This window comes from Bradyrhizobium algeriense, assembly GCF_003062295.1.
Taxonomy (GTDB): domain Bacteria; phylum Pseudomonadota; class Alphaproteobacteria; order Rhizobiales; family Xanthobacteraceae; genus Bradyrhizobium; species Bradyrhizobium algeriense.
In genome coordinates, this window is record NZ_PYCN01000003.1 from 505875 (window position 1) to 531216 (window position 25342).

Genomic DNA, 25342 nt, shown 5'->3' on the forward strand with positions numbered 1-25342 from the left:
GAAACGGCTTCGCAGTTTAGATTCGACTTAAAGTCGCGAAACGATGCGAGCGAAGCGGGAGACTTCGTGAACCTTGCCGCCATGCGGTTGCACCAGCGCACGCAGCGCACGGTCGGGGTCGCGCAGATCATACAGGCCGGTGACCGTCTGCTGCGCCAGCGTGACGTCGGGAACGGCGATCCATGCAGCGTGATAGCGCTGTATCTGTTCGACGACGGCGCCGATCGTTGCATCGTTGACGAACAATCTCCCCTCGCGCCAGGCGCCAATGTCCTCTGGCGCGATATCGCTCTTCGTCATTGCACCCGACTTGCGATCGACGACCAGCATCTGGCCCGGAGCCAGCCTGGCGAGGGGCGTGTGCTGGGCCGCGTCGAAGGAGACACCGACTGCGCCCCGCGCGAGCTCCACATGCGTTGCCGACGATGAAAGACGGACATCAAACGCCGTGCCCGTCACCTCGACCTTCACGCCGCTCGCATCGACGACGAACGGCCGCCCCGGATTGCGGATCACATCAAAGAACGCCTCCCCCGCGAGCAAACGGACCTGCCGCCGGCTTGCCGAAAAGTCCGTCTTGATGGCGCTGTCAGCGGCGAGATAGACGGTCGTTCCATCTTCGAGCGTTACCAGCCGGCTTTGTGCGGTCGTGGTGAGATAATCCGCTTCCAGCCGCAAGAGAAGCGAAGGGACGGCAACGACAAGCAGACAGGCAGCGAGACCAATGGCTGAAGTAGTCGCCGCCCACCGCCATCGCCGCCGCGCCGCACGCGAATGACCTCCAGGCTGGACGCGGGGTCCTTTGCCGACGCCAGTTGACGGTGTCTGCAGCGACTGTGGCCGCCAGACATGCTCGTACACTGGCTTACCCTCGCCCAGCAGATGCCAGCTTTCCCGAACCCGGTGCCACGCAGCGCGGTGCTCGCTGGAGCGCGAAAGCCAGGCGCTGAAGTCATCCTGCACGCGCGGGTCGCCTGCCGCTTCCCGAAGATGCAACAGCCAGCGCGCCGCTTCGTCCAGCAGGGCTTCGGGCTTGCCTCCATTCCTGTTCAGCGACATCCCGTGATCCTCGTCCCGAGCCCCATCCCCAGAGCACGCGATTCATGTCTCGCCTGCTTTGAATAGACGAATAGGTCGGAATTTTTTTTCACACCGGGAGAATTATGTCACGTTTGCTCGCGACCGGTCCGCTTTGCGATGTCCACCAGAGCCGTTTGGATCATCCGGTGCACCGTTGCGACCGAGAGTCCAAGATGCACCGCAATGTCCTGCAGCTTGTGCCCTCCAAAGCGGTGCATTTCGACCGCGATCCTGGTCTCTGTCGGCATTTCAGCGAGCATCGCAGCGATCTGGCGGATGTCGTCGCGCAACAACGCGCTCTGTTCCGGCGAAGCCTCGGGGCGCGGCACCGCCCAATAGGACGTTTCGTCGAGTGGATCCCGGCTTTCGAGTTTTTTGCGTCGCAGGAGATCGAGCGAGAGATTGCGGACGATGCGGTAGAGATAGGCTGCGGGCTGCTCGGGCGCGTCGGCTGCCGGCCGAGGCGGCACGAATTTCAGGAATGCTTCCTGCACGATGTCCTCGGCGGTCTCGCGCGAGCCGAGAATTGGTGTCGCATATTCGATGAGAGCTGCACGATGTGCGAGAAAAATTACGCTTCGGGCGTCGTTCCCCTTCACGTCAAGCGCTCCACCGGACGACTGGCGCGGGCCGATCGCAGGATTACGAAAAGGTCGCGCAAATCACATTCCCCACTTGCGAATTTCGTCGCACGCGCGGTCGTCACAATAAATGCTGGTCCCTCTCATCCCTGCCCGGACGTCAAAGCCTGGACTATTCGACAGGCAGCTACCGCGAGGCCCCAACCCGCTTTCTCTCTAATAGTGCCTCAGGCGTTTCACAACTGCGGATGTTTAGATAGGCTCCAAGCAGCGCAGGCCGTTTCATGCGTTGCTTCCCGGAAATCCTGAGATCGATCTGTTGATTTTACGCCATCGTCCCGCTTCACGGGTCGTATCGGATGGGAACGGTGATCGTGAGGGCACTTTCTGCGACATCCGGCGGGGGAGCCGGCACTGGACTGGCGCGACCGGGCGTCGAAACAGCCTTCGCGTCCAGCACCGGATTTCCGGAGCTTCGGACGAGACGCGAACTCACCACGCCGCCCGAACGATTGATAATGAAAGCCACCACGGCCGTGCCCAATGCCCCATTCGAGCTTCCACCTTTGTACCGATTGAGGTGAGCGTTGACGCTGCTCCGCCATGTGGCGGGTGATGTCGAGGGATTAAAGGCCGAACTCGACGACGGCGCGGCCGCCCGATCCGCGCGGGGATTTGACGTGGCCAGCGGGGCCGTGGTGCGATCCACTGTCCGATCTTCCGGCTTCTTGCGCTCTGCCTTCTTTTTTGGCGGTGGCTTCGTGGCGGCCTTTGGCTCCGGCGGTGGCGGCGTCAAGGTGACTTCCGCGTTCGCCACTTCCGGCAGCTTCGGCGTCTCGATTTCCGGCGGCGGCGTCTGCGGCAAGGGAACGTCCTCAACGGGCTTCTTCGCCTCCGCGACGACCGGCTCGGGCTTCTCCTCCGGCCGTTCAACAGGCTTGTCGTTCTTCTCCTCCATCGGGGAAAGCTGCGCTTCGGTCATCCGTTCATCGGGTGGCAGCTGATCCGGCGGCGCTTCGGGCGCAACGGCCAGCGGCGCCAACTCCATCATCACAGCGGCTGGCGGCTCACCCGCAGCGGTGGCTTCTTCGCGGTTGAGCGCCAGCCATATCCCGCCCGCATGCAGCCCTGCGACTGCGGCACCCGCCAGCGTCCATCGCAGCACGGAACGCAACGCGACGCCGTCCGGCCGCGCGTCGGGATCACGCCAGCCAAATCTCATGGCTGCGTCGCCGGCCCGGCCTGTTGCGCCGCCGATGATGCGCCGGGTAACTGTCCGCCGATTGCGCTGCCCTGCCCGGTATCTTCCAGCCCGACCAGCGCGACCTTGAGATAACCCGCGCCGCGCAGCAGATTCATCACGCCCATCAAATCGCGATAGGCGACCACGCCGTCAGCGCGCAGGAATATCCGCTGCTGGCGATCGCTGCTCGTCTGCCTGTCGAGCGTTGCCTGCAGCGCTCCACGCGGCACATCATCGTTGCCGAGCGCAAGCGTGAGGTCCGGTTTGACGCTGAGAAAGATCGGCTTGTCCGGCCGTGCGTGCGTCGGCGCGCTGGAAACCGGTAAATCCACCGCGACATCGACGGTCGACAAGGGAGCCGCCACCATGAAGATGATGAGAAGGACGAGCATGACGTCGATAAAGGGCGTGACGTTGATCTCGGAGAGTTCGGCGAGGTCGCCGTCCTGCGGGTCCCTGAGCGAGACTGCCATGATCGCTCACTCCGCCGCCGATGCGACAGTGCTCATACTCGGAACGATACGGATGGCTCTTGCGGGCGCAACGCCTTTCTCCTGCCATTCCAGATCGCGCGACATGTGCTGCAGGACTTCACCCGAAGCGTCCGACAGCAATGCGCGGTAACCGGTTATGGCGCGGGCAAATACGTTGTAGATGATGACAGCCGGAATAGCCGCGACAAGGCCGATCGCGGTGGCGAGCAGTGCTTCGGCGATGCCGGGCGCAACGACGGCGAGGTTCGTCGTCTTCGATTGCGAGATGCCAATGAACGAATTCATGATACCCCACACGGTGCCGAACAGGCCGACGAACGGCGCCGTCGCGCCGATCGTCGCGAGAAGCCCGGTGCCCCGCGCCATGTCGCGGCCCGCTTTCGCTTCGATGCGGGACAACGCGATCGCGAGACGTTCCTTGATCCCCTCGGCGGACAAGTCGGTCGAGCGCTGCAATTCCGCAAGTGCAGCGTTGACAAGATCAGCGACGCGGCCATTCCTCGTCCACGCGGCATTGATCTGCCGTGACGCGTCCGCAAGGCTTTCGGCGTCATTCAGCTTGCGCGTGGCGCTACGTGCGTTGCGCTTGGCGCCTGTGAGTTCGATGCCCTTGGCCAGCCACACCGTCCAGGTCAATAACGACGCGAAGGCAAGGCCTACCATAACCGCCTTCACGACCATGTCCGCCTGCATGAACATGCTCCACGGCGACAGATCGTGCGGAAGCGTCGCGGGGCCGGCTGCCTGAGCGGCGGCTGGCGCACTCGGAGATACCGGCGCGGCGGCCGAGGGTTCGGCCAGTGCCGGCGGCGCTTGCGGCATCGGCGCCGCGGATACCGAAGCGTCAGCGCCTACAGATGCAGTTGATGATGACGGTGCCGCTGGCCGCTCCGCGCCGGGCGCGGAAGATGCAGCAGAGGACGGCAGCGGCGGTGCGGGTTGCGCCTGAGCCGATGGCTCCGCCTGCTGGGCCACTACCGGGCCGGCAACACCAGCCGACACGACAAGCGCCGTCAACACGATCCACGCAACCCGGCGTCCTGCCACCAGGGCTCCGGCCAGTTTCGTCATCACACACGTCATCGTTTCAATCTTTCATCTTCGTTCGCCAGCCCACGTCATGAGGCGCCCAAGCGCCTCGCGCCGTACTTGGCTTGCTGTCGTATGAACGATCCCGTCAAACCAGCGGTGGCCCTACAGCGCCTCCAAGTTAAGACGTTTGACGACGATGTTTTTCCCACCGGGAGCCGCACTATTTTTGAACGGCGGCCATATGATCGCGGGGCACTTGCGCCTGTTCTACGTGCCATGACTGCACTTATGCTTCTGCAGCAGGCGAAATTAGAAACACTCAAAATCGGCCGAGCGAATGATCGCATGAGATTGCGATCTGGCTTCAGAAATGCGCTTATGCGGCGGGATCAACCTGGACGGCGGCGCCGAACCCAACCGCTATGCGCGAGGTCGGCGGGGATCGCGCACGTCATGGCTCATGCACGTCCGACAGCCTGCATAACACGCAAGTCGACAGACGGGACAGCTTGTATTGTCGCTGCCAGCGCTGCCTGCAGAGCCTCGACATCCGCACGCAGATTCGGCTGCCAGCCGCAGGGACAACCGCCTTCGGAACGATGCTGATCGGCGACTTCCCTGTAGACGGCTCCGAGAGCCGACGCGGCGAGACCCATCACCGTCATGGGCGGAAGCTGGGTGGTACGAAGGACATCGCAGAAAGCTGTCATGATGGACCGATGCATCTCTGCGCCGGCAGATTCACTGTCAGTATCTGGCTGCATGACTGCTCGCGTCCTCTTTCCTGTTCGCGCCTGGCGGGCGGCCGCAGAGGCCACAATGCGCTCACTCTGCGCGATCGCCCGTCGACGCCAAGGACCGATACGCCCTGACGTAATTGCCATCAAGCTGTCGGCTGCGTTTAGTAATTTGAATGCCTCGAAACTGTCCGAACGACGGGCGCCTCGCCGTTACAGGACTTTCCACGCGATTGAGTACCTCTTCGGCGACGCTTCCGGGGGTCAGCGCCCACCCTTGACGTCAGCGCAAACAGGCCGATCGGCCGGCAATCACTTCGGCTTGGGTCGGCGCGGATCCGGCCAGAACGACGTGTTAGCGCGCGCCAGACCACCGCCGATCCCGGCCGCTACGCCATCAGCACGCCAGCACCCCGCGCCTGTCATCGTGCCGTCTGGAGCAAAGGCGATGGCGCACATGCCACCGGCGACATGATCGACGGGAACCACATCATGCCCTCGCGCGGCGAGCTCAGCGCGCACGCTTTCCGGAAATCCGCGCTCGACTTCGGCTTCGAGACCCCAGCTGAAAACGCGCGGCGCCTCGACGACCTCCTGCACGCTCATGCCGTGGTCGACGATGTTGAGCACCGCCTGCAGCACGCATGACGGGATCCGGTGTGCACCGGGGAGCCCAAGCGCGAACAAGGGTTTGCCGTCCTTCTTGCCGATCAGCGCCGAGATGCCGCTGGTGATGCGCTTGCCCGGCATCAACGACAGCGCCAGGCCGGGATGCGGATCGAACAGGAACATGTAGTTGTTGGGAATGATGCCGGTTCCCGGGATCACGAGACGTGAACCGAACAGGCTGTTGATCGTCTGCGTCGACGTGACGATGTTGCCGTCGCCATCGGCGATCGTGACATGCGTCGTGTTGGCGGATTCGTTCGACAACACTTTCGACGTGTAGGCGCCTGCCCGCTGCAGATCGATTTCCGCACGGCGCTGTTTCGCATAACCCTTGGAAATCAGCCTTTCGATCGGGACATCGACAAATGCCGGGTCGGCGGTGGCGGCGCGGCGATCGGCAGCGGCGATCTTCAGCGCCTCGAGTACCAGATGCAGCGTTTGCGGCGTACCGAAGCCGGATGCGCCGATATCGTAGGCTTCCAGTATGTTGAGAATCTGAATGGTATGCACACCACCCGAACACGGCGGCGGCGGACCGATGATCTCGACGCCGCGATAAGTGCCGCGCACCGGCTCACGCTCAATGGTCCGGTAGTTGGCCAGATCCTCCAGCCGGATGAACGATCCGGCTTGCTCGAGCTTACCGGCGATGGCGCGACCAAGTTCGCCGCCGTACATGACGCCGGGACCGGATTGCGCGATCGTGCGCAACGTTGCGGCATAGTCGGATTGAATTAGCCTGCTGCCTGCCCGAAGCGGGGTGCCGCTCGGCAGAAATATCGCTGATATGGCCGGATCAAGCGCCAGATCCGCCGCGGTTTCCTCGATGCAGGTGGCCAGATAGGGCGTAACCTCAAAGCCTCGCGCGGCGTGGCGAATGGCCGGTTCCATCAGCATCGGCAAATCGAGCTTGCCGAAGCGCTCCGCGATCTCGCACCACGCCATCAGATTGCCGGGCACCGCGATGGCCTTGGCGCCGACGCGATTGGCGCGGCCCTCGGTCTCCATGTAGTCCGGCCATTTATCGGAGACCGGCGTATAGCTGTCCGGTCGCGTCATCGCCGGCGCCGTGGCGAGACCATCGATTACCAGTTCGCGGCCATCGGCAAGTCTTATCACCGCCGTACCGCCGCCGAAGATGCCGACCATCATCGGTTCGACGACGGTCAGCGTGAACAGCGCGGCGACCGTGGCGTCAATGGCATTGCCGCCTTGTGCCATGATTTCCAACGCGGTAGCGGAAGCCAGCGGATGATTGGTTACGGCCATGCCGCGCGATGCGGAGACCGGCGTCTTCTCGCAATCAAACGTGCTGGTGGTTCGATCTCGCCAATGTGCCATGAGCTGGTGGGTCTCCTTTGATGGCCTTTGTCGTTCGTTGTGGATCATGCCGCGAAGCAAGTCGAATTGTGTCGCGTATCACGCGAAGCGGCCTCGCGAAAGGCCGCGCAATCGACCGGCGGTTCGATTGGCCCGCGGGGAAGCCTCGATCAACCGGAAGAGCGATAACAGTTGCAAACGAGGCATCGTCAGACGCCAGCCACAACACGGCATGGGCGACTTCCTCTGCCTTGCACAACCGTCCCATCGGGATTGATGCGAGCAAACGCGCTTGATTGGCGGCGGCTTCGGTCGGATCCCCGAACGGCCAGAATCCCATCTGACCCGCCTACCGCAACACGATCTCCTGGTCGGCCCAACGTAGATAGCGGCGCGGCGCAGCGCCGAGTTCGCGCCTGAACATCGCCGTAAAGGCGCTTGGGCTGTCATAGCCGACATCAAGTGCGACATTGGTTACGGATTCGCCGGCGCCGAGGCGCGCGAGCGCTTCCAGCAAGCGGACGCGCTGGCGCCAGGCCGAAAAGCTCTGCCCGGTCTCACGACGGAACAGGCGCGTCAAAGTGCGCCGGCTCATGCCGCTGCGATCAGCCCAATCGTCGAGGGTAAGGTCGGAGCTGGTATCGGCGAGGACCGCTTCGCAGATTCGGGCGAGCCGTGGGTCCAGCGGAATCGGCACGTGCAGCGATACTTCGGGCATGCGGCCGATCTCGCCGAGCAGGAGATCGACCAGCTGCCCGTCGCGCCCGTCCTCGTCGTAGTGCACCGGCATCCGGACGGCTTCATCCATGAGCGCCTCGAGCAGCATCGAGGCGCGGATCACGCGGCAGGTCGCAGGATAGCGCGGCACGTGATCCGGCTCGATATAGATGGTTTGGGCCTCGACATCGCCCCAGGCGCGCGATTGATGCACGATTCCGGCGGGAATCCAGAGGCCATGCCCCGGCGGGATGACGAAATTACCGCGATCCGTCATCATCGAGGTGACGCCGACGGTCTGGAGGATGAACTGCCCCCGCCGGTGCGCGTGCCGTGTGCTCATGCTCTCGGAAGGGTAGGTCGCTGCCATGGCGACGACCGGTCGCTTCTGCGTCTGCAAGTGACCAGCATAATTCGCCGCGGCTATCGGTCCGCATCGCTTATGACACGGGCGCTCGAGACCATCGCCCTCGGTCGGTGCCGTGCCGACTCTTACATTTATGTTCATCTGGACTCGTGATGTGAGGTGCCTGATTTCCTCACAGCCCCATGCATCTTCCGGGCCAGATGGCCCGATCGCGATGATTGCTGTCCCCTTCCGTGTAGCACGGAACATGGGGCTCCGTCACGATGGGCAAATCCAGAACCAAGGGGTAGGCCCATGAACAGGCGCGAATTCACTGCTGCAATGCTGGCCGCCAGCGCGGCCATCCCGCTCGGCATCACCAGAGCAGCCGGTCAGGCGAAGGGCGGCACGCTCAACACGATCATCCAGCCCGAGCCGCCGATCCTCGTGACGGCGTTCAACCAGCAGCAGCCGACCCTCACGCTCGGCGGCAAGATCTACGAAAGCCTCCTGAAATACGGCGCCGATTTGAAGCCGATGCCGGGCATGGCGCAATCGTGGGAGGTCTCGCCGGACGGCCTCACCTACACGTTCAAGCTGTTCCCGGGCATCACCTTCCACGACGGCAAGCCGATGACGTCCGAGGACGTCGTCTTCAGCTGCATGAAGGTGCTGACGGAGACCCATCCGCGCGCACGCCAGAACTTCGCCCGCGTCGCGTCCGCCGAGGCGCCCGATCCGCTGACCGTCGTCTTCAAGCTGAAGCAGCCGTTTGCGCCCTTCCTTGGCTGCTTCGACTGCACCTCCGCCCCGATCGTGCCCAAGCACATCTATGAGGGCACCGACTTCCGCAAGAACCCGATGAACGACAAGGCGATCGGCACCGGTCCCTTCAAGCTGAAGGAATGGGTGCGCGGCTCGCATGTCCATCTCGTGCGGCACGACGGCTACTACCGCAAGGATGAGCCGCATCTCGACGAGATCATCTACCGCATCATCCCGGACAGCGCCTCGCGGGCGCTGGCACTGGAGAACGGCACGGTGCAGCTTGTGCAATGGTCCGACGTCGAGTTCTTCGACGTGCAGCGCTTCAAGTCGCAAAAGAACCTCGAATACACCACCAAGGGCTACGAGTATTTCGCGCCGCATCAGTGGCTCGAGATGAACAATCGCGTCGCGCCGATGAACGACAAGCGGTTTCGGCAAGCGATAATGCATCTGATCGATCGCGACGCGCTCAACAAGCGCGTCTATTTCGGCAACGCCAAGATCGCGACCGGCCCGATTTCGTCAAAAACCCGCTTCTATGACAGCAAGGTTAAGCGCTACGAGTTCTCGGTCGAAAAGGCCACGGCGCTGCTCGACGAAATGGGCCTGAAGCCCGGCGCCAACGGCAAGCGGGCCGAGATCAAATACATCGTGCCGCCTTATGGCGAGGTCTATCAGCGCGCCGGCGAGTTCTTCCGCCAGAGTTTCTCCAAGGCCGGCATCGATCTCGTTCTTGTCGGCACCGACATGGCGGGTTGGGCCGAGAAGGTCGGCAACTGGGACTACGAGATGACCCAGAACCTGCTCTATCAGCTCGGCGATCCCGCACTCGGCGTCGCCCGCACCTACATCTCGTCGAACATCAAGAAGGGCATCCTGTTTTCGAACACCCAGGGCTATTCGAACCCCGAGGTGGACAAATTGTTCGAGGAAGCGGCCGTCGCGCTCGACGAGGCCAAGCGGCAGGAACTCTATTCCAAGGTCCAGCAGATCCTCGTCGAGGAAGTTCCCGTCGCCTGGACGCTGGAGCTCGAGTACCCCATCATATACGACAAGGCGTTCAAGAACGTCGTGACGACGGGGATCGGGTCTCACGAGACCTTCGGCGCGGTTTACAAATCGTGACCGGCACCGGGAGCGCCGCAAGGATCGGGCTCTTGGTGATCACCTGGGCGATGCGGCTCGTGGCCGTGATCCTGGTGATCGCGACCTTCAACTTCGTGCTCGTCCGCGCGGCGCCAGGCGATCCGGCCATGGTCATGGCAGGGCAATCGGGTGCGGCCGATCCCAAGATCCTCGACGATCTGCGCAGGGAATACGGGTTAGACAAGCCGTACCTGGTGCAGCTCGGCACGCATCTCGGGCGCGTGCTCACCTTGGATCTCGGCTATTCCTATCGCCAGCGCCGGCCGGTCCTCGACCTCATCCTCGAGCGCCTGCCGGCGACACTGCTGCTCACGCTCACGGCATTCTGTCTCGCGCTCCTGATCGGCACGACGCTCGGAGCACTCGCGGGTCTGGCGGCCGGAAGCATCGTCGACACGCTATTCACGGTGCTCTCGCTGCTGCTTTACGCCACGCCGGTGTTCTGGCTCGGGCTGATGCTCGTCCTCGTCTTCTCGGTGACGCTCGGCTGGCTACCGCCTTTCGGCTACGAGACGATCAACGCAAAGATGACGGCGATCGAACGCGTCCTCGACATCATGAAGCACATGATCATGCCGGTCACATCGCTCGCCGCGATCTATCTCGCGATCTACGCCCGCCTGATGCGCTCCTCGATCATCGAGGTCTCGCACCAGGATTTCATCAAGACCGCGCGCGCCAAGGGCCTCGCCGGCCCACGCATCGTCGTCGGCCACATGCTGCGCAACGCGCTGGTGCCGGTCGTGACCGTCGCCGGCATGCAGGCCGGTGCGCTCGTCGGCGGTGCGGTCGTGATCGAGACGGTGTTCGCCTGGCCCGGCCTCGGCCGGCTCACCTTCGAGGCCGTGCTCCAGCGCGACTATCCAGTGCTTCTCGGCATCTTCCTGATCCTGTCCATCATCGTGATTGCTCTCAACCTCGTGACCGATTTGATCTACAGCCTGATCGATCCGCGCATGACGACGGGAGCAGCCTGATGGACGCGGTCCGGGCTTTTCTGCGGCACCCGAGCGGAGTGGCGGGGCTAGTGCTGCTCATCATCGTACTCGTCGTCGCGATCACGGCGCCAATTATCTTCCCGGTCTCGCCGTGGGAGATGATCGGCGCGCCCTTCACGGCCCCCGGCGAGGACGGGATGTGGCTCGGCGGCGATACGCTCGGGCGCGATGTAGCAGCGGGCGTAGCGCACGGCGCCCGGGTCTCGCTGCTGATCGGCATCGCATCCGCCCTTGCCGCCATGACGATCGGCGTCGTGATCGGCGCCATTTCAGGCTATTTCGGCGGCAAGGTCGATCTCGTGCTGATGCGGGTGACGGAGCTGTTCCAGACGGTCCCGGCCTTCATCCTGGCGATCCTGCTGGTTGCGACCTTCAGCCCGTCGCTGCTCACCATCATTATCACGATCGGCGCGGTGAGCTGGCCGCCGCTCGCGCGGCTGACACGCGCCGAATTCCTGCGGCTGCGCGGGCGCGAGTTCGTCGAAGCCGCGCTGTGCCAGGGCGAGAGCACGACCCGCATCGTGCTCGGTCACATCCTGCCGAACGCGATCTCGCCGATCCTCGTCGTCGTTTCGCTGACGGTCGCGACCGCGATCCTGCTGGAGAGTGCGCTCTCCTTCATGGGACTCGGCGATCCGAACCTGATGTCCTGGGGCTTCATGATCGGCGCCGGGCGCACCGTCATCCGGCAGGCCTGGTGGATGAGCGTGTTTCCGGGCCTTGCGATCCTGATCACGGTGCTTGCCATCAACCTCTTCGGCGAGGGGCTATCGGACGTCCTCAATCCGCGTGTATCGAGGCGCCGGGCATGACGAGCGCAGGCGTGCAGGACCGGGCATCCGTGCTCTCGGTCGAAAACCTCTCGATCGCGTTGCCCGAAGGCGGCGACCGGCCGTTCGCAGTCGAGGACGTGTCGTTTGCGATCGGTCGCAACGAAGTGGTGTGTCTCGTCGGCGAATCCGGTTCCGGCAAATCGATGATCGCGCATGCGATCCTCTCGCTGCTGCCGAAAGGCGTCGACATCGTGTCGGGCGCTGTGAAGGTCGTCGGGCAGGATACGGCGGCACTCGACAGGCGCGCCCTGCGCCGTCTGCGCGGTGGTCAAGCCGCCATGATCTTCCAGGAGCCACTATCCTCGCTGAATCCGCTAAAGCGCGTCGGCGAGCAGGTCGAGGAGACGATCCTCACGCACCAGCGCCCCGTACCGTCCGCAGACGACATCAAGGCGAAGGTGCAAGTACTCCTGACCCAGGTCGGCCTGCCAAACCCGTCCCTTCTTGCCAACAGCTATCCGTTCGAACTCTCCGGGGGTCAACGCCAGCGCGTCATGATCGCGATGGCCACGGCGAACCAGCCTGCACTCCTGATCGCGGACGAGCCGACGACCGCGCTCGATGTCACCACCCAGCGCCAGATCCTCCGCCTGATCGACGATCTCAGGCGCGAGCGCGGCATGGGCGTGTTGCTCATCACCCACGATTTCGGCGTCGTGGCCGACGTCGCCGATCGCGTCGTCGTGTTGCGCCACGGCAAGGTGGTCGAGCACGGCACAGTCGAGGAAGTGTTGCGCAACCCGCGCGAGCCCTACACGCGCGAGCTGATCGACGCGGTTCCGAAGGCGCGCGTGAAGCACCGCGAGAGCGCAGCGCGCGCCGCACCGCTGCTCGACGTCGTGGATCTGCGCAAGACTTTCCGCGTCAAGCGCGGCTGGTTGCAGCCGCCCCGGGAGGTGCTCGCGGCCGACGGCATCTCGCTCACACTGCATGAAGGCGAGACGCTGGCGGTAGTTGGCGAGTCCGGCTCCGGCAAGTCGACCCTCGGCCGCATGATCATGCGGCTGACGGAGCCCGATTCCGGCGCTATCCGGCTCGGCGACCAGGACCTGCGGCGACTCCGCGGCGAGGCTCTGCGCCAGGCGCGCCGGGGACTCCAGATCATATTCCAGGACCCCTTCTCCAGCCTCGACCCGCGCCAGAAGGTGGGCGACGCCGTGGCGCGCGGCCCGATGGCCTATGGCACCACCCGCGCCGAGGCGATGGCGCAGGCAAAGCAACTGCTCGCGCGCGTCGGGCTGACAGCCTCGGCGGCCGATCGCTACCCGCACGAGTTCTCCGGCGGCCAGCGCCAACGCATCTGTATTGCGCGCGCACTCGCGCTGCGGCCGAAGGTCCTGATCGCGGACGAAGCCGTGTCGGCGCTCGACGTTTCGGTCCAGGCTCAGGTCCTTGCGCTGCTCGCCGAGCTGCGGCGCGAGATGCGCCTTGCGATGATCTTCATCACGCATGACCTGCGTATCGCGGCCGAGATCGCCGATCGCGTCATCGTTCTGCAGCACGGCCGCATTGTCGAGGAAGGACCGACCGCAGCCGTGTTCACCAATCCGCGCGAGGCCTATACGCGCGACCTGCTTGACGCGATCCCGGGCCGCCGTTTCTTCGAGCAGCCGAGCTTCGCGCGGCAACGCGAGGTGCTCGCATGACGCGGACGCTCAGCTTGATCTCGAGACGCGCCGCCGACCATTTCTCCGCTATGGAACCCTGAAGGACCGATCCGTGTCTCAAAGCAACATCATCCCCCTTCCCGCCGGCGCCCGCGAGCGCATCGAAGCGGCGGTCGAAGCCGCCTTCGAGACACAGATCGCGACGACGATTGCCTTCTCGGCGATTCCGAGCACCCGCGGCCAGGAAGGACCGTGCCAGGATATGTTCGCACGCCTGCTGCGCGAGCGCGGCTACGAGGTCGACGACTGGATCATCAATCAGGACGACCTGAAGGCCCTGCCCGGCTATGGACCGGTCGAGACCGATTTCTCGCGCGCCCGCACGGTCGTCGGCACCTATCGGCCGGCGCAGGAAACCGGGCGCTCGCTGATCCTTCAGGGCCATTGCGACGTCGTGCCAACCGGCCCGCTCGACATGTGGCAGCGGCCACCGTTCCGGCCTGTCGTCGAGGACGGCTGGCTCTACGGCCGCGGCGCCGGCGATATGAAGTCCGGCACCATCGCGGCGCTCTACGCCCTCGATGCGCTGAAGGCGGCCGGGCTGGCGTTGAAAGGCCGCATCCATCTGCAGTCGGTGATCGAGGAGGAAAGCACCGGACTCGGTGCCCTCTCGACGCTCCAGCGCGGCTATCGCGCCGATGCCTGCCTGATCCCCGAACCCACCGACGGAAAGCTGATGCGTGCCCAGGTCGGCGTGATCTGGTTCCGCCTGAAGGTTCGGGGACTGCCGGTCCACGTCTCGCGCGCCGGCACGGGCTCGAATGCCATCAAGGCCGCCTATCACCTGATCCTGGGCCTTGAGGAGCTGGAGGCCGAATGGAACGAGCGCGCGAAGACCCATCGCTTCTTTGGAAAGGTCAAGCACCCGCTCAATTTCAACCCCGGCATCATCAAAGGCGGAGACTGGGCCTCAAGCGTCCCGGCCTGGTGCGACGTCGATTGTCGCATCGGCATCCTGCCCGGCTGGACGATTGCCGATTGCCAAGCCGAGATCGTCGCCTGCGTCGAGAAGGCCGCCAAGACCCATCCGTTCCTCGCCGAGAACGCGCCCGAGGTCGTATGGTCCGGCTTTCTATCACCCGGCTACGAGGTGACCGGCGCGCAGGAGAGCGAAGCGGTGCTTGCTGCGGCGTATGAGGCCGTGTTCGGTGGTCCGCTTGAGGACGCCAGCTTCACCGGCCTCACCGACACGCGCTTCTACGGGCTCGATTACGGCGTTCCCGCATTCTGCTTCGGCGCCAGAATGGAAAATGCGCACGGCTTCGACGAGCGGGTGGAAATCGACTCGCTGAAGAAAACCACCAAGACGCTGGCCCTGTTCGTTGCCGGCTGGTGCGGCGTCGAGGTGACGTGAGCACACAACAAACAGGAGGAGACGATGGAGAGCAACGGCGCCGGCGGCAAGCCCCTGGTCAGGACGCAAGATGACCTGCGTGCGCATTTTGGACCGCAGGCCCCGCTCGTCGAGAAGAAGATCCTGCACCATCTCGACAAGTTCTGCCGCGACTTCATCGCGCTCTCCCCCTTCCTCGTCCTCGCATCGAGCGATGGGAAGGGCAATGCCGATGCAAGCCCGCGCGGTGACGGGCCGGGCTTTGTCGCGGTGCTCGACGACAAGTCGCTGTTGATCCCGGACCGGCGCGGTAACAACCGGGTCGATACGTTCGGCAACATCCTGGCCTCGCCCGGTGTTGGACTGATCTTCCTGGTGCCGGGCATCAATGAGACGCTGCGCGTCAACGGAAGAGCGGAGATCACGCAGGATACGGCGCTGCTGACGCCGTTAGTTGTACAGAACGTCGCGCCGACGATCGGCCTCAAGGTGCATGTCGATGAGTGCTATTTCCATTGCGGCAAGGCGCTGATGCGCTCGAAGCTGTGGGATCCCAAGGTGCAAGTTGAGCGCCACAGCTTCCCGACCCTCGGCCGCATCATCTCCGAGCAGACGGCGGCCGTGTCAGTAGACGTGGCTGAGAAGACCATGGAGGAGGCGTACCGATCGAGGCTTTACTAGTAAGCTCCACTTATTGAAATTTCTCCGAGCATTCCATCAAGAAAAGTGAGGCGTGGCCTCATTGCTCGGCGCATCCGCTGCAGCGACCATGGTCGGGACTCACCTGACGCGGGATCAAAACGTGAGGGAACTGGCGAAATTGAATCATGCAGTGTCAGCGGTGGGAGCCGCGTCAAATTTTTAAACCGCGCATCCGGCTCGGGACTCTTCATGATTTGACAGCCACGCGATCAAGCGATTCGGCATTCTGTCGTTTTTAGCGCGCCACGCGGCGTGCCCATCCTGGCTGACAAGCGCAGATCACACTGCCTGTGATCGAGGCAATTCCCATTCGCGTTGCGAGATTCCAATCTCGCTCTACGTACGTTCACGACGAATCCGCGATGATTCATGTTCCGGAACGATACCGGCACCGTCATCCTGCGAGATCGCCATGGCCGCGAGTACCGTCCGGTTGCTGATTTCAAGCTTCTGAAAGATGTGATGAAGATGCACCTTGATGGTGCCGTCGGTAATGTTCAGGCGCCGGCCAATTTCCTTGTTCGACAGCCCTTCGGACACCAACCGCATGATCTGGCGCTCCCGGTCTGTCAGCACAGCCAGTGCGTTCTCCGTAATCACGCTTTGCTCCCGACAAACGGCCTGATCGGCTGTGGGCAGCGGCAACAGCCGCCGACCTCCCGCAACCTGACGCAAGGACCGCACGAGAATTTCGGGCGCCACATCCTTCGAGATGTAGCTGTAACCGTCGGCCGCGGCTAGCATGACCATCTCACGTTCCACCTCGGATGCGGTGAAAAAGACGAACCGCGTTGAAGGATTCTCGGCATTTTTAATGGAGAGGATCTCCGGCCCGGTCACGCCAGGCATCGAGCCGTCGAGAATAGCTATGTCCGGTGCCAGATTCCGAATTGCTTCGATGCAGCCCGCACCATCGGTGCAAGATGCAACAATGTTGAAATCGGAATGGGCCCCAAGCACATTGCTCAAACCCTGCAACACGACGGGATGCCGATCCGCAATAACGACGGTGATACGACGCATTGGGCAGTCCTCAGCCTGTCCCCAATGTTAAACCCCGCCCCCCAGCCTTTGTTCATCTCCCCCTGCTCGATACCCCAATACATAATATATCGACCAGGACAGCATGGCTAATGCCACATCGCAAAAGACGAAGGCAGAGAGGTTGGCTTCCCCCCTGCCGGCGCTTCATTAAGACTCTACACATTCCTGGACGACGAAAGCACCCGTAGAACTGCGGGATTAGTTAGCGAGTTGCGGGATTGGTTAGCGCGAGAGGCCTTTTTCACCCCTCAATCGCGCGGATTAAGTTCTGGCAAGTGGTAGCTTCAATCGAATTTCTGCAACGCTCGATGGACTTCGCACTATTAACTCGCTCAGAGAGTGTCGCGAACCCGGCTTGCTACTATGAATGACATGCCTCCGCGCGTACGCAGGGACTATTACCAAAGGTATATAGGGATAGCGGCAATTCGAATCTAACATTCACAAACGCTTATTAGTTTTGGGCGCTCAAAATATACCAACCCGATGTTGTGAGAGGAGAAAAATTCCACCCGACTGAAGCTGCCAAATTCCAGAAACAAGACGACGGAGAAAAAGACTCAATCATTCGGAAAAGCGCTAATTCCAATTTCGAAATTACAGTGTCTTCGGAAGTGTTGATATTGTCAATTTGCGTAATGGCTGGGAGAGTAAAATGCCGAAGCGGCAATCTTTTGCAACGTTCATCGTCGGGAAAAGCGTTCTAATCAGAGAGGGAATTGCTAGAATTCTAAGCGCGGCAAATTTTCGCACCCTTGCCTCGGTGTCATGTGCTGACGATTTGTCGCCGAGCAAACTCCAATCGCACCCATTGCTGGTTCTCCTTGTTCACGCGGGCGATGATTTCGAAGCCGCGGTTGAACAGATCGAGCTCTTGCGGGAGCGGAATCCAAAAGCACGCATTGCGGTGGTAGCCGATCACTACCGGCTAGACGAGATGGTTTCCGCATTTCGGGCGGGCGCCAGCGGCTATTTCATCGACGTCATGACGTGCGACGTATTCGTCAAATCCATTGAACTGGTGATGATGGGCGAAACAATCTTCCCGCCGGCATTCATGGCATCCATTCTCCATTCCGAAAACGACCACTTCGCCAAGGCAGAACCGCGCAACGACAATGCGCGGGCGATCCCCTTCACGCCGGAGCGCAGCATTACGCAACAACTGTCCCCCCGGGAAAAATCAATCATGCAATGCCTGATCGCAGGCGATTCCAACAAGTGCATAGCGCGCAAGATCGATATCGCTGAGGCGACCGTGAAGGTCCACGTCAAGGCGATCCTTCGCAAGATCCGGGTCCAGAACCGGACTCAAGCGGCGATTTGGGGCATGAACAACGGTTCACTGGTGCGACCGATAAGTGACGACTCTAGTACAAGCGAACAACTTCCAAATTCGATCGAAATGGCCTCAAACATCAAGCAAATCGATGGACCCGAGCGAATGGAAGTGAACCACCAAACAAGTCACGTGGAGGTTCCTGGTATCAGCCTGATGCGCAAGAACATCCACCGAAGGTCCAACGGATTGCTGCGACTCGGCAAATAGGCGGAGCAGGAGCCGGCGATCTCGGACGCGTGCGTCAGCGCGCGGATCGAGGCGTGCCAATCGAAATGCTTTCGAGCGGTGCTGGTAGTCGCCAGCGAGCTTTCGAAGCCGCGGCCCTACCCGACCTTGAGTTTCAGTTTATTCGCCTGGTACTGCAACGGCTGCGTACCGCGATAGCCATCCGGATTGTTCGATTGCCAACGCCAATGATCCGCGCACATTTGCGCCAACGATCGCACTGAATTCCAACCCAGCGCTTTTTCCGCAAATGTCGGGTCAGCATAACAGGCGGCGACATCCCCCGCCCGGCGTTCGCCTATCTGATATGGAACGGACCTCCCGCTCACGGCCTCAAATGTCCGGATCACTTCCAAAACGCTGTGGCCGTTGCCTGTTCCAAGGTTGACCGTGAGCACCCCGGACTGTTTCAGGTGGTTCAAAACACTTAGATGACCGGATGCAAGATCGACGACATGAATGAAGTCGCGGATGCCGGTGCCATCTGGAGTGTCATAGTCGTTTCCGCAAATCAGTACTTTCTCACGCTTTCCAACGGCCACTTGTGCCACAAGTGGCAACAGATTGTTCGGAATGCCCACTGGGTCTTCTCCGATGAGCCCACTTTCGTGCGCGCCAACCGGATTGAAGTACCGCAGGATACCAACCCGCCAGTCGGCGTCGGACCTGTAAATATCTCTCAGCATCTCCTCGATAAAGAACTTCGTGCGACCGTATGGATTTGTCGGTCCGAGGGGATGTTTCTCATCGAGCGGCAGGTACGCGGGAATCCCGTAGACAGTTGCGGACGAACTAAAGACAAGCGTCTTCACACTTGCTCTCTTCATGGCTGACAAAAGCCGCATCGTTCCCAGGACGTTGTTCTCGTAATAGGTCATCGGCTCCGCGTTGGATTCACCCACGGCCTTCAGCCCCGCCAGATGGATAACCGCCGTCACTTCGCAATCACGCAGTATCTTGTATATCGCCTCTTCATTGCGGATGTCGGCGTGCCAAAAGGCGAGCGACCGCCCGCTGATCGATTGCACCCGTTCGAGCGAGGCCCTGTTGCTGTTGGAGAGATTGTCGACTGCGACGACATCGAGCCCGGCATCAAGTAACGCGACAGACACATGGGAACCAATGTAGCCGGCGCCTCCGGTTAATAAGATCATATCGGACACTTTCCGTATCGCTCAAATTGATGCTACCGGCGCAGCGCCTCAAGCCGCGCTTTCGCCTCCTTGATTCCTGCGGCGTCGGCTTTCGCATAGAGGTCTTGCGCTCTGACTGCATCGCCGCGCGTTCCAAGAGTTCCCCATTTGGCAAGGATCAAGGGATCATAAGTTTCTGCGAGCGTGAAGCTTGCCTGGACGCTACCCATCTCGACGGCGCGCTCCAGCACAATCCGCGCCGCGCCTATGTCTCCCTGCCCAAGCAGCGCGGTCGCGCGCGCAAGCAACGCTGCCTCCACTGCGGAGTTCTTGGAATTGGGCTGGCCATCACTCCGAACGCGAGCCGCTGGTGACCGGTCGGCGACTGACTTCGCGTTTTCCGTGGGCTTGTCCCGCGCGCTCGAACCAACCGTGGGCGCAACCTGCTTCGCAAGCGCGAGATCCCGCTCGAGCTGTTCTGCCCGAACCCGCTCCTGCTGCAGTGAGCTGCGCAACGAGGCGGTATCGCGCTCCGCCGTCTGCCTCGCCTGCGTGACCTCCTCGTTCACCTTGGCCACCAAGGCAGCCTGCGTATCGAGATCGCGACGTGCGATTACGAGATCCTGCTCCAGGCGCGCCGCCCGATCGCGCTCTTCCTGTGCGGATTTGCGAAGCGACGGCGCGCCGTTTGCAGCCGCCTTTTTGAGTTCGGCCGTCTCGTCTTCAAGTTTGCGGGCGCGGGCCTCATATGCATAGAGTGCGCTACGCGTCATCGAGAGGCCTTGCGCAAGTGCCTCGGCCCTTTCGCGCTCCTTCTGCATCGATTTCCTGAGTTCGGCAGCATCTGCTTCCGCAGCCCCCTTCGCCCGCATAACTGCCTCGGTTACCTTTGCCGCCAGGGCCGTCTGGGTTTCGGCGTCGCGCCGCGCCGCCGTAAGATCCTGCTCCAGCCGCGCGGGCCGCTCACGCGCCTGCTGCAGGGACTTCTTCAGCTCGGCTTCGCTGCTCTCGCTTGCCTGTTTCAGCCGGGAAGCTTCCTCGCTTGCTTTCGCCGCCAATGCCGTTTGGGTCTCGACGTCGCGCAGCGCCGCCGCGAGATCCTGATCCAGCCGCGTGGACCGCTCGCGCGCCTGTTGCAGGGACTTCTTCAGCTCGGCTTCGCTGCTCTCCCTTGCCTGTTTCAGCCAGGATGCTTCTTCGGTTGCTTTGGCCGCCAGTGCCGTCTGAGTTTCGACATCGCGCCGCGCCGCCGCAAGATCCTGCTCCAGCCGCGCGGACCGCCCGCGCTCCTGCTGCAGGGGCTCTTGCAGCTTCGCTTCGCTGCTCTCGCTTGCCTGTTTCAGCCGGGACGCTTCTTCGGTTGCTTTGGCCGCCAGTGCCGTCTGAGTTTCGACATCGCGCCGCGCCGCCGCAAGATCCTGCTCCAGCCGCATGGACCGCTCGCGCTCCTGCTGCAGGGGCTTCTGCAGCTCCGCTTCGCTGCTCTCGCCTGCTTGTTTCAGCCGGGAAGCTTCCTCGGTTGCTTTTGCAGCCAATGCCGTCTGGGTTTCGACGTCGCGCCGCGCCGCCGCAAGATCCTGCTCCAGCCGCGCGGACCGCGCGCGCTCCTGCTGCAGGGGCTCTTGCAGCTCCGCTTCGCTGCTCTCGCTCGCCTGTTTCAGCCGGGACGCTTCCTCGCTTGCTTTCGCCGCTAGTGCCGTTTGGGTCTCGACATCACGCCGCGCTGCCGCGAGATCCTGTTCCTGCCGCGCGGACCGCTCGCGCTCCTGTTGCGAAGGCGTTTGCACCTCCGCCGTGCCACTCTCCCCCACCTGTTTCAGCCGGGACGCTTCCTCGCTTGCCTTCGCCGCCAGCGCGGTCTGCGTTTCGACCTCGCGCCGCGCCGCCGCAAGAGCCTGCTCCAGCCCCTCGGCTCGATCGTGCTCCTGCACGAGACGTTGCAGCAATTCGATGTCGCGTCTTGCAATCGTGAGCTCAAGTAGCTGTGTCTCCGCCCAGTGGTGTTCCCGTTCCGGAGGGTGTCCTGCATCGCCGGTTGTTGCTTGCGCAACCTGCACCGATTTGTCGTTGCTGCCCCGGCCCGGCGACAAGGGCTCGAAGTCGCCATAACCCGCTATTCCATCGGAAGCGAAACTGCGGGCAGCCATCGCGTGTTGCGCATCCGCCAGGCGCCGGGCGTGATCGGGGTAGGACTGGGTTTCCGACGCCCATGTCATAGCGAGCATGGTCGCGGCTATCCATGCCGCGCATCGACCCTGCGTAGGCAGCTGCTTCATTGCCTTCTGCGCAAGGGGCGCCTCGCCCGATTCGCTGCGTGAGGCACCCGCGACGTCGCAGGCGGTCTTTACTTTCTCGTTGAGAATGATGGCGCGCCCCATAGGAAATCCCGTCGCATGCTGACAAGGCCTGTTGCGATGCGTCATTATGCGCCCAGCCGACGCGAATCCTATAGCTCGCAAGGAGGAGCCTTCCTACCTCTTCGGGATTAGGGTACCGAGCGCTGCGTCCGCATGCCGATACCGGGAACCGCGGGTTTCCTTGAGCAACCCGACGCTCGGCGCCCGACTGAATGATCAAGAACAGCGGGGGCCGTACCGCGAGATCCTCTTAATCGCGAATTGCGGACCGGGCGATGCTTGGTCAACTAAGTGTGTCTCAAATGCCGCCAACACATCCGGGAGTACATTAACGTCAAACGTAGTGTCGTCGCCTGACTTGTGGTGCCAATTTAGTTCGGCCGCCCTCTACTAAGTTAATCGGGCTCATTCGGCGCCGCCCAATACTCTCGTAAGTGAAGCCGAGAGCAGCCATATTGTCGGGTCGATAGATGTTGTGCAGATCGACGATCACAGACTGCGCCATTTCGCGCTTCGGGCGCTTCGGGCGCTTCAAATCACGTGCGCAGAACTGCGCCCATTCCGTGATAATTACGAGCGCATCGGCGCCGCGGACGCAAGCGTAGGGGTCTTCGCAATAGTCGATGTCAGGCAGTTCCTTGGCAAAACAGGCAGACACAAAATCCTGGCAGAGGTCAAGGATCTCCCGAACAACAAGAGGAGCCTACGCCATCAACTGGCCCCCCGATGCGCGTGGCCATCATCGCCTCCGCGCGCGTGCGGCGCAGGAGTCCGGCTACGCGCCAAAAGGCGCTCGGGCGCATCTGGCGCGGTCATCTGGTGCGGGATGCACCGAACACAACAGCCCCGCGCAGAATCGCGGGGATTGGCGGCGGAACGTTTGCGCCCCTGACCTTACTCGTCATCACCATCTGCGCCGGTGGTCGCACTCACTCAGATCAAATCCCTGAAAAGCGAAATCGACCCGCTCCAACGCGAATTGCTTTCCCTGAGGGAACGGCTGGCGAGATTTGATCGGCCGGAGAAGGCCAAGGAGGCGGAGATCAACGCCGCCGCCGAAAAGGCCAAGGCCTTGGCGCAAAATCTGTCGCAACAGGCGCCGCTCACGTTTTCGCGCGAAGAAGTTCAGTTAATCCGTGATTACATCAAGCCGGCGCCGTTTGCGGGCTAAGCAGCACCCGCCGTTAGTGTCGGCGATCCCGTCCCCGGGGGCACGATTCCCTTCTCTCACCGACAAAGTGCCCAAACTGCTCGGCGCCCGATTTGCCATTCGCAATGGCGCAATTGTCATTGTCAGGAAAGACAGCCGCCAGGCTGATGCTGTTCTGGCGCCAAACTAGCAGCACCAGCACCTTGGTTCGGCTAGGGCGACGCAAGCGCACTGATTTTCCTAAAGAAAATTGGGTTCGTTCTGCGAAAATCCGTCCTCCTCATTTCTTCAGGCTGAGTGAAATCAACTCGCAAATTGCTCGATCGCGGCACGCGATAGCTCGAGCTTCATACCTTTGAAGCTTGGCTGTCTCGGGCAACGCACGGCGAATGGCCTCTGCCAAGCGTTCGGGTCCAGGTGGGGGCATTGTTATTCGCGGGCTGAAAAGCTCGCGCCAATTCGGTGAAGCCAGCATTGTTTTTAAGTCATCAGGATCCTGGCCCGGGCGTTCTGTGAAACCGAAGATTTAGGCACGTTGGATCCAAGCGGCCCTCAACATCCTTATCTCCGTTAGATCGAATTGAGCATGAGCGGGCCAAGAGCGAGCTAAAGGCGCTGGTGCCCGAGGATGCCAGAGAGGCGGCTGGACACGGCGTACGCGCCAAGCGCTCCAAGTCCGGCGCCATCAGCTTCGCGCTGTTGCCGATGGAATAGCTGGGGCTGAGCTCAGCGCTGAGACGCCCTCCGACCCGCCCTTTGCTTGGATGCGGGGCATTGTTTACGGAAGCGTGAACTACTCAAAGTTCCATTATGATTCCAGGTCATTGAGCGACGCGCAGTCGAGGCTGGTTTCTGAACCGGAAAATCCCCGCCGACAGCGGCGGAGGATTTATATCGTCACGTGACTTACGTTCCGGAGTTGCGGCAGCCCTCGTCACCTGGTGCCGACGCGCGGCGAATCGGCTGCGGTTAAGTCGGTCCAGCCCGTCCCTGTTGGGAGATTTGAACTGCTTTGCCTTCGGAGAGGCGCGTCAGAACCGTCCTGGTATCGCAGGGTGACCTCGACGGCGTCACCCGGCTGCAACTCGGTATCTTCGCTCGCGATAATCCGTTCCGGCCCTTTCTCGCCTTTTCTAATGATGGCAATGTCCGGTTTGCTGCCGGCTCCTCGTGCGAGTTGCGACCGAACCATCGCAGTGTACTGAAGCTTCTCTCCGACGCTCTGCAGCTTCTCGCGAATTTGGTTGAGCTTTAAGCTCGTGTCTTGCAGCTCACGGAGCAGGTCAAGCCTCCGCTGATCGTCGAGCTTTACAAGCTTTCTAGAGAGCTCGTCCTGTTGCCTCTTGACCTGCATTAGTAGCGCAGCGGTCTGCAGCTTCCGTGTTGAAGACAGCAGCACCGCGCGCCGCGCATCTGTAACGCGAGGGCCGATCACGGAACCCTTGGCAAAGAGGTCGGACGCTTTCTGCAGTTCTTCGAGATCTGACTGAAATCCCTCTTCCTCTTTCTTCTGCTGCTCTGAGAGCACGCGGACCTGAGCCTCTCCCTGTCGGACGCCGCCCTGAAGGAACGCCTTTTCCTGCTGAAAATCACTCTGCTTCGTCTTCAAGTATTCCGTTTCTGCATTGACGATTTCCGAAATCGCCGATCGAGCTATGGGTACGTCCGTCGGAATGCCTGGATTGAGCTGCGTCGCCTCTCCGAGCTCATTCTTGATGCGCCACATACGCGCCTGTTCTTTGGCGAGTTCTGTCCAAAGCGATGCGTACTCACTTCTCAAGTCCGCTGACTCGAGATAGGGATTATTCATTCTGATGCGCATGATGTCGTAGCCGCCCGCCACAGCGACGAGTTGGCGTACGGTGGTGGCGGGACGATAAGGGTACTCGCCCGGCTTAGACACGTCCCCGTTTATGTAGACCGGCCTGTATTCCGCCACGATCGTCGTGACCTCACCCGCGTCGATCACGATGACGGCCTCGCGACCATCCGAAGTCCTCTGTCGAAACACCTTGCTCGCCAGTGCGGCCCCGATTTGGGCTCGGATCTGCGGCAAAGGCAGGCCGGCTACGGGAAGCATTCCGACCAGTGGCAACGAAATATTCCCGTCCATTTGGACGGGAGCACGATGCCGTAGCTCCGGCACGCCCGCCACCGCGACCTCTAGCACGTCTCCGATGCTTATTCGATATTCGGCTTTAGCTTGAGTGACGGAAATTGTCAGGCCAAAAGCCACCAAGCCCCATTTGATGCAGCGGCCCAGGTTACTGCCGAACACATCGGTATGGAACCGATTGCGCAACATCGAGTTCGGTAAGACGGCAACTCTCTGCACCAACGTGCTCATCCGGCGAAATCCTTCCTCATCCGGTGAAATCCTTCAAGTCCGTCCGCCGACAGCAGCGCGTCGACATCGCTACCGTCG

At 61.9% G+C, this 25342-nt stretch carries 20 protein-coding genes and 2 pseudogenes; 9 read left to right on the forward strand and 13 right to left on the reverse strand.

The window, feature by feature from the left end; translation table 11 throughout:
* Positions 1 to 27: 27 nt before the first annotated feature.
* The 8 genes from C7G61_RS10025 to C7G61_RS10065 form a co-directional block, all read right to left on the reverse strand.
* The gene (locus C7G61_RS10025) at positions 28 to 1059 is read right to left on the reverse strand and encodes a FecR family protein (RefSeq protein ID WP_108513903.1); all 1032 of its coding nucleotides are present in this window, start codon (positions 1057 to 1059) and stop codon (positions 28 to 30) included.
* A gap of 107 nt (positions 1060 to 1166) precedes the next feature.
* The gene (locus tag C7G61_RS10030; protein ID WP_190241747.1) at positions 1167 to 1679 is read right to left on the reverse strand and encodes a sigma-70 family RNA polymerase sigma factor; all 513 of its coding nucleotides are present in this window, start codon (positions 1677 to 1679) and stop codon (positions 1167 to 1169) included.
* A 325-nt stretch (positions 1680 to 2004) separates the two neighbouring features.
* Positions 2005 to 2883, reverse strand: coding sequence for an energy transducer TonB family protein (locus C7G61_RS10035; protein ID WP_108513904.1), 879 nt, complete (start codon positions 2881 to 2883; stop codon positions 2005 to 2007).
* Complete coding sequence (gene exbD / locus C7G61_RS10040) at positions 2880 to 3377, reverse strand: TonB system transport protein ExbD (protein WP_108513905.1); 498 nt, start codon at positions 3375 to 3377, stop codon at positions 2880 to 2882. The genes C7G61_RS10035 and exbD overlap by 4 nt, the downstream gene beginning before the upstream one ends.
* A 6-nt stretch (positions 3378 to 3383) precedes the next feature.
* Positions 3384 to 4469, reverse strand: a complete 1086-nt coding sequence (gene exbB, locus C7G61_RS10045) for a tonB-system energizer ExbB (RefSeq protein WP_244608226.1) — start codon at positions 4467 to 4469, stop codon at positions 3384 to 3386.
* Positions 4470 to 5479: 1010 nt separating this feature from the next.
* The gene (ggt, locus tag C7G61_RS10055) at positions 5480 to 7177 is read right to left on the reverse strand and encodes a gamma-glutamyltransferase (protein ID WP_244608227.1); all 1698 of its coding nucleotides are present in this window, start codon (positions 7175 to 7177) and stop codon (positions 5480 to 5482) included.
* Positions 7140 to 7496 carry an SDR family oxidoreductase gene (locus C7G61_RS10060; protein WP_108513909.1) on the reverse strand — a complete coding sequence of 119 codons (357 nt, stop codon included), beginning with the start codon at positions 7494 to 7496 and terminating at the stop codon, positions 7140 to 7142. The genes ggt and C7G61_RS10060 overlap by 38 nt, the downstream gene beginning before the upstream one ends.
* A 9-nt stretch (positions 7497 to 7505) precedes the next feature.
* Positions 7506 to 8243, reverse strand: coding sequence for an AraC family transcriptional regulator (locus C7G61_RS10065; RefSeq protein ID WP_244608228.1), 738 nt, complete (start codon positions 8241 to 8243; stop codon positions 7506 to 7508).
* Positions 8244 to 8534: 291 nt separating this feature from the next.
* On the opposite strand from C7G61_RS10065, the gene C7G61_RS10070 reads away from it, so the two are divergent.
* The 6 genes from C7G61_RS10070 to C7G61_RS10095 all read left to right on the forward strand — a co-directional run bounded on the left by C7G61_RS10070 (position 8535) and on the right by C7G61_RS10095 (position 15645).
* Positions 8535 to 10112: an ABC transporter substrate-binding protein gene (locus C7G61_RS10070; protein WP_108513911.1), complete on the forward strand. Its 1578-nt coding sequence runs from the start codon at positions 8535 to 8537 to the stop codon at positions 10110 to 10112.
* Positions 10113 to 10162: 50 nt separating this feature from the next.
* Positions 10163 to 11110, forward strand: coding sequence for an ABC transporter permease (locus tag C7G61_RS10075; RefSeq protein ID WP_190241766.1), 948 nt, complete (start codon positions 10163 to 10165; stop codon positions 11108 to 11110).
* Positions 11110 to 11943 carry an ABC transporter permease gene (locus tag C7G61_RS10080; RefSeq protein WP_108513913.1) on the forward strand — a complete coding sequence of 278 codons (834 nt, stop codon included), beginning with the start codon at positions 11110 to 11112 and terminating at the stop codon, positions 11941 to 11943. The genes C7G61_RS10075 and C7G61_RS10080 overlap by 1 nt, the downstream gene beginning before the upstream one ends.
* Entirely contained in the window at positions 11940 to 13610 is a 1671-nt protein-coding gene (locus C7G61_RS10085; protein WP_108513914.1) for a dipeptide ABC transporter ATP-binding protein, read from the forward strand. The genes C7G61_RS10080 and C7G61_RS10085 overlap by 4 nt, the downstream gene beginning before the upstream one ends.
* A 73-nt stretch (positions 13611 to 13683) precedes the next feature.
* Positions 13684 to 14985, forward strand: a complete 1302-nt coding sequence (locus C7G61_RS10090; RefSeq protein WP_108513915.1) for an ArgE/DapE family deacylase — start codon at positions 13684 to 13686, stop codon at positions 14983 to 14985.
* A 24-nt stretch (positions 14986 to 15009) separates the two neighbouring features.
* Positions 15010 to 15645 (forward strand): pyridoxamine 5'-phosphate oxidase family protein, encoded by a 636-nt coding sequence (locus C7G61_RS10095; RefSeq protein WP_108513916.1) that lies wholly within the window; start codon positions 15010 to 15012, stop codon positions 15643 to 15645.
* Positions 15646 to 16002: 357 nt separating this feature from the next.
* Here C7G61_RS10095 and C7G61_RS10100 read toward each other — a convergent pair whose 3' ends face one another.
* Complete coding sequence (locus tag C7G61_RS10100; protein WP_108513917.1) at positions 16003 to 16689, reverse strand: LuxR C-terminal-related transcriptional regulator; 687 nt, start codon at positions 16687 to 16689, stop codon at positions 16003 to 16005.
* Between the two features lie 676 nt (positions 16690 to 17365).
* On the opposite strand from C7G61_RS10100, the gene C7G61_RS10105 reads away from it, so the two are divergent.
* Positions 17366 to 18259 (forward strand): LuxR C-terminal-related transcriptional regulator, encoded by an 894-nt coding sequence (locus C7G61_RS10105; RefSeq protein WP_108513918.1) that lies wholly within the window; start codon positions 17366 to 17368, stop codon positions 18257 to 18259.
* A 116-nt stretch (positions 18260 to 18375) separates the two neighbouring features.
* Here the strand turns inward: C7G61_RS10105 and galE are convergent, their stop codons facing one another.
* The 3 genes and pseudogenes from galE to C7G61_RS10120 form a co-directional block, all read right to left on the reverse strand.
* On the reverse strand, positions 18376 to 19431 hold the full coding sequence (galE, locus tag C7G61_RS10110) for a UDP-glucose 4-epimerase GalE (protein ID WP_190241767.1): 1056 nt from the start codon (positions 19429 to 19431) through the stop codon (positions 18376 to 18378).
* 32 nt (positions 19432 to 19463) lie between these two features.
* A complete protein-coding gene (locus C7G61_RS10115; protein ID WP_145963592.1) occupies positions 19464 to 21635 on the reverse strand; it encodes a coiled-coil domain-containing protein in 2172 nt (723 codons plus the stop codon).
* 547 nt (positions 21636 to 22182) lie between these two features.
* A pseudogene (locus tag C7G61_RS10120) lies at positions 22183 to 22404 on the reverse strand (UDP binding domain-containing protein); the annotation flags it as partial.
* A gap of 282 nt (positions 22405 to 22686) precedes the next feature.
* On the opposite strand from C7G61_RS10120, the gene C7G61_RS10125 reads away from it, so the two are divergent.
* On the forward strand, positions 22687 to 22938 hold the full coding sequence (locus C7G61_RS10125; protein WP_108513922.1) for a hypothetical protein: 252 nt from the start codon (positions 22687 to 22689) through the stop codon (positions 22936 to 22938).
* A 558-nt stretch (positions 22939 to 23496) separates the two neighbouring features.
* Positions 23497 to 23631, forward strand: a pseudogene (locus C7G61_RS45960) (YqaJ viral recombinase family protein); the annotation flags it as partial.
* A 220-nt stretch (positions 23632 to 23851) separates the two neighbouring features.
* On the opposite strand, the gene C7G61_RS10135 reads toward C7G61_RS45960, so the two are convergent.
* Complete coding sequence (locus C7G61_RS10135) at positions 23852 to 25264, reverse strand: polysaccharide biosynthesis/export family protein (RefSeq protein WP_108513923.1); 1413 nt, start codon at positions 25262 to 25264, stop codon at positions 23852 to 23854.
* Positions 25265 to 25342 lie beyond the last annotated feature (78 nt).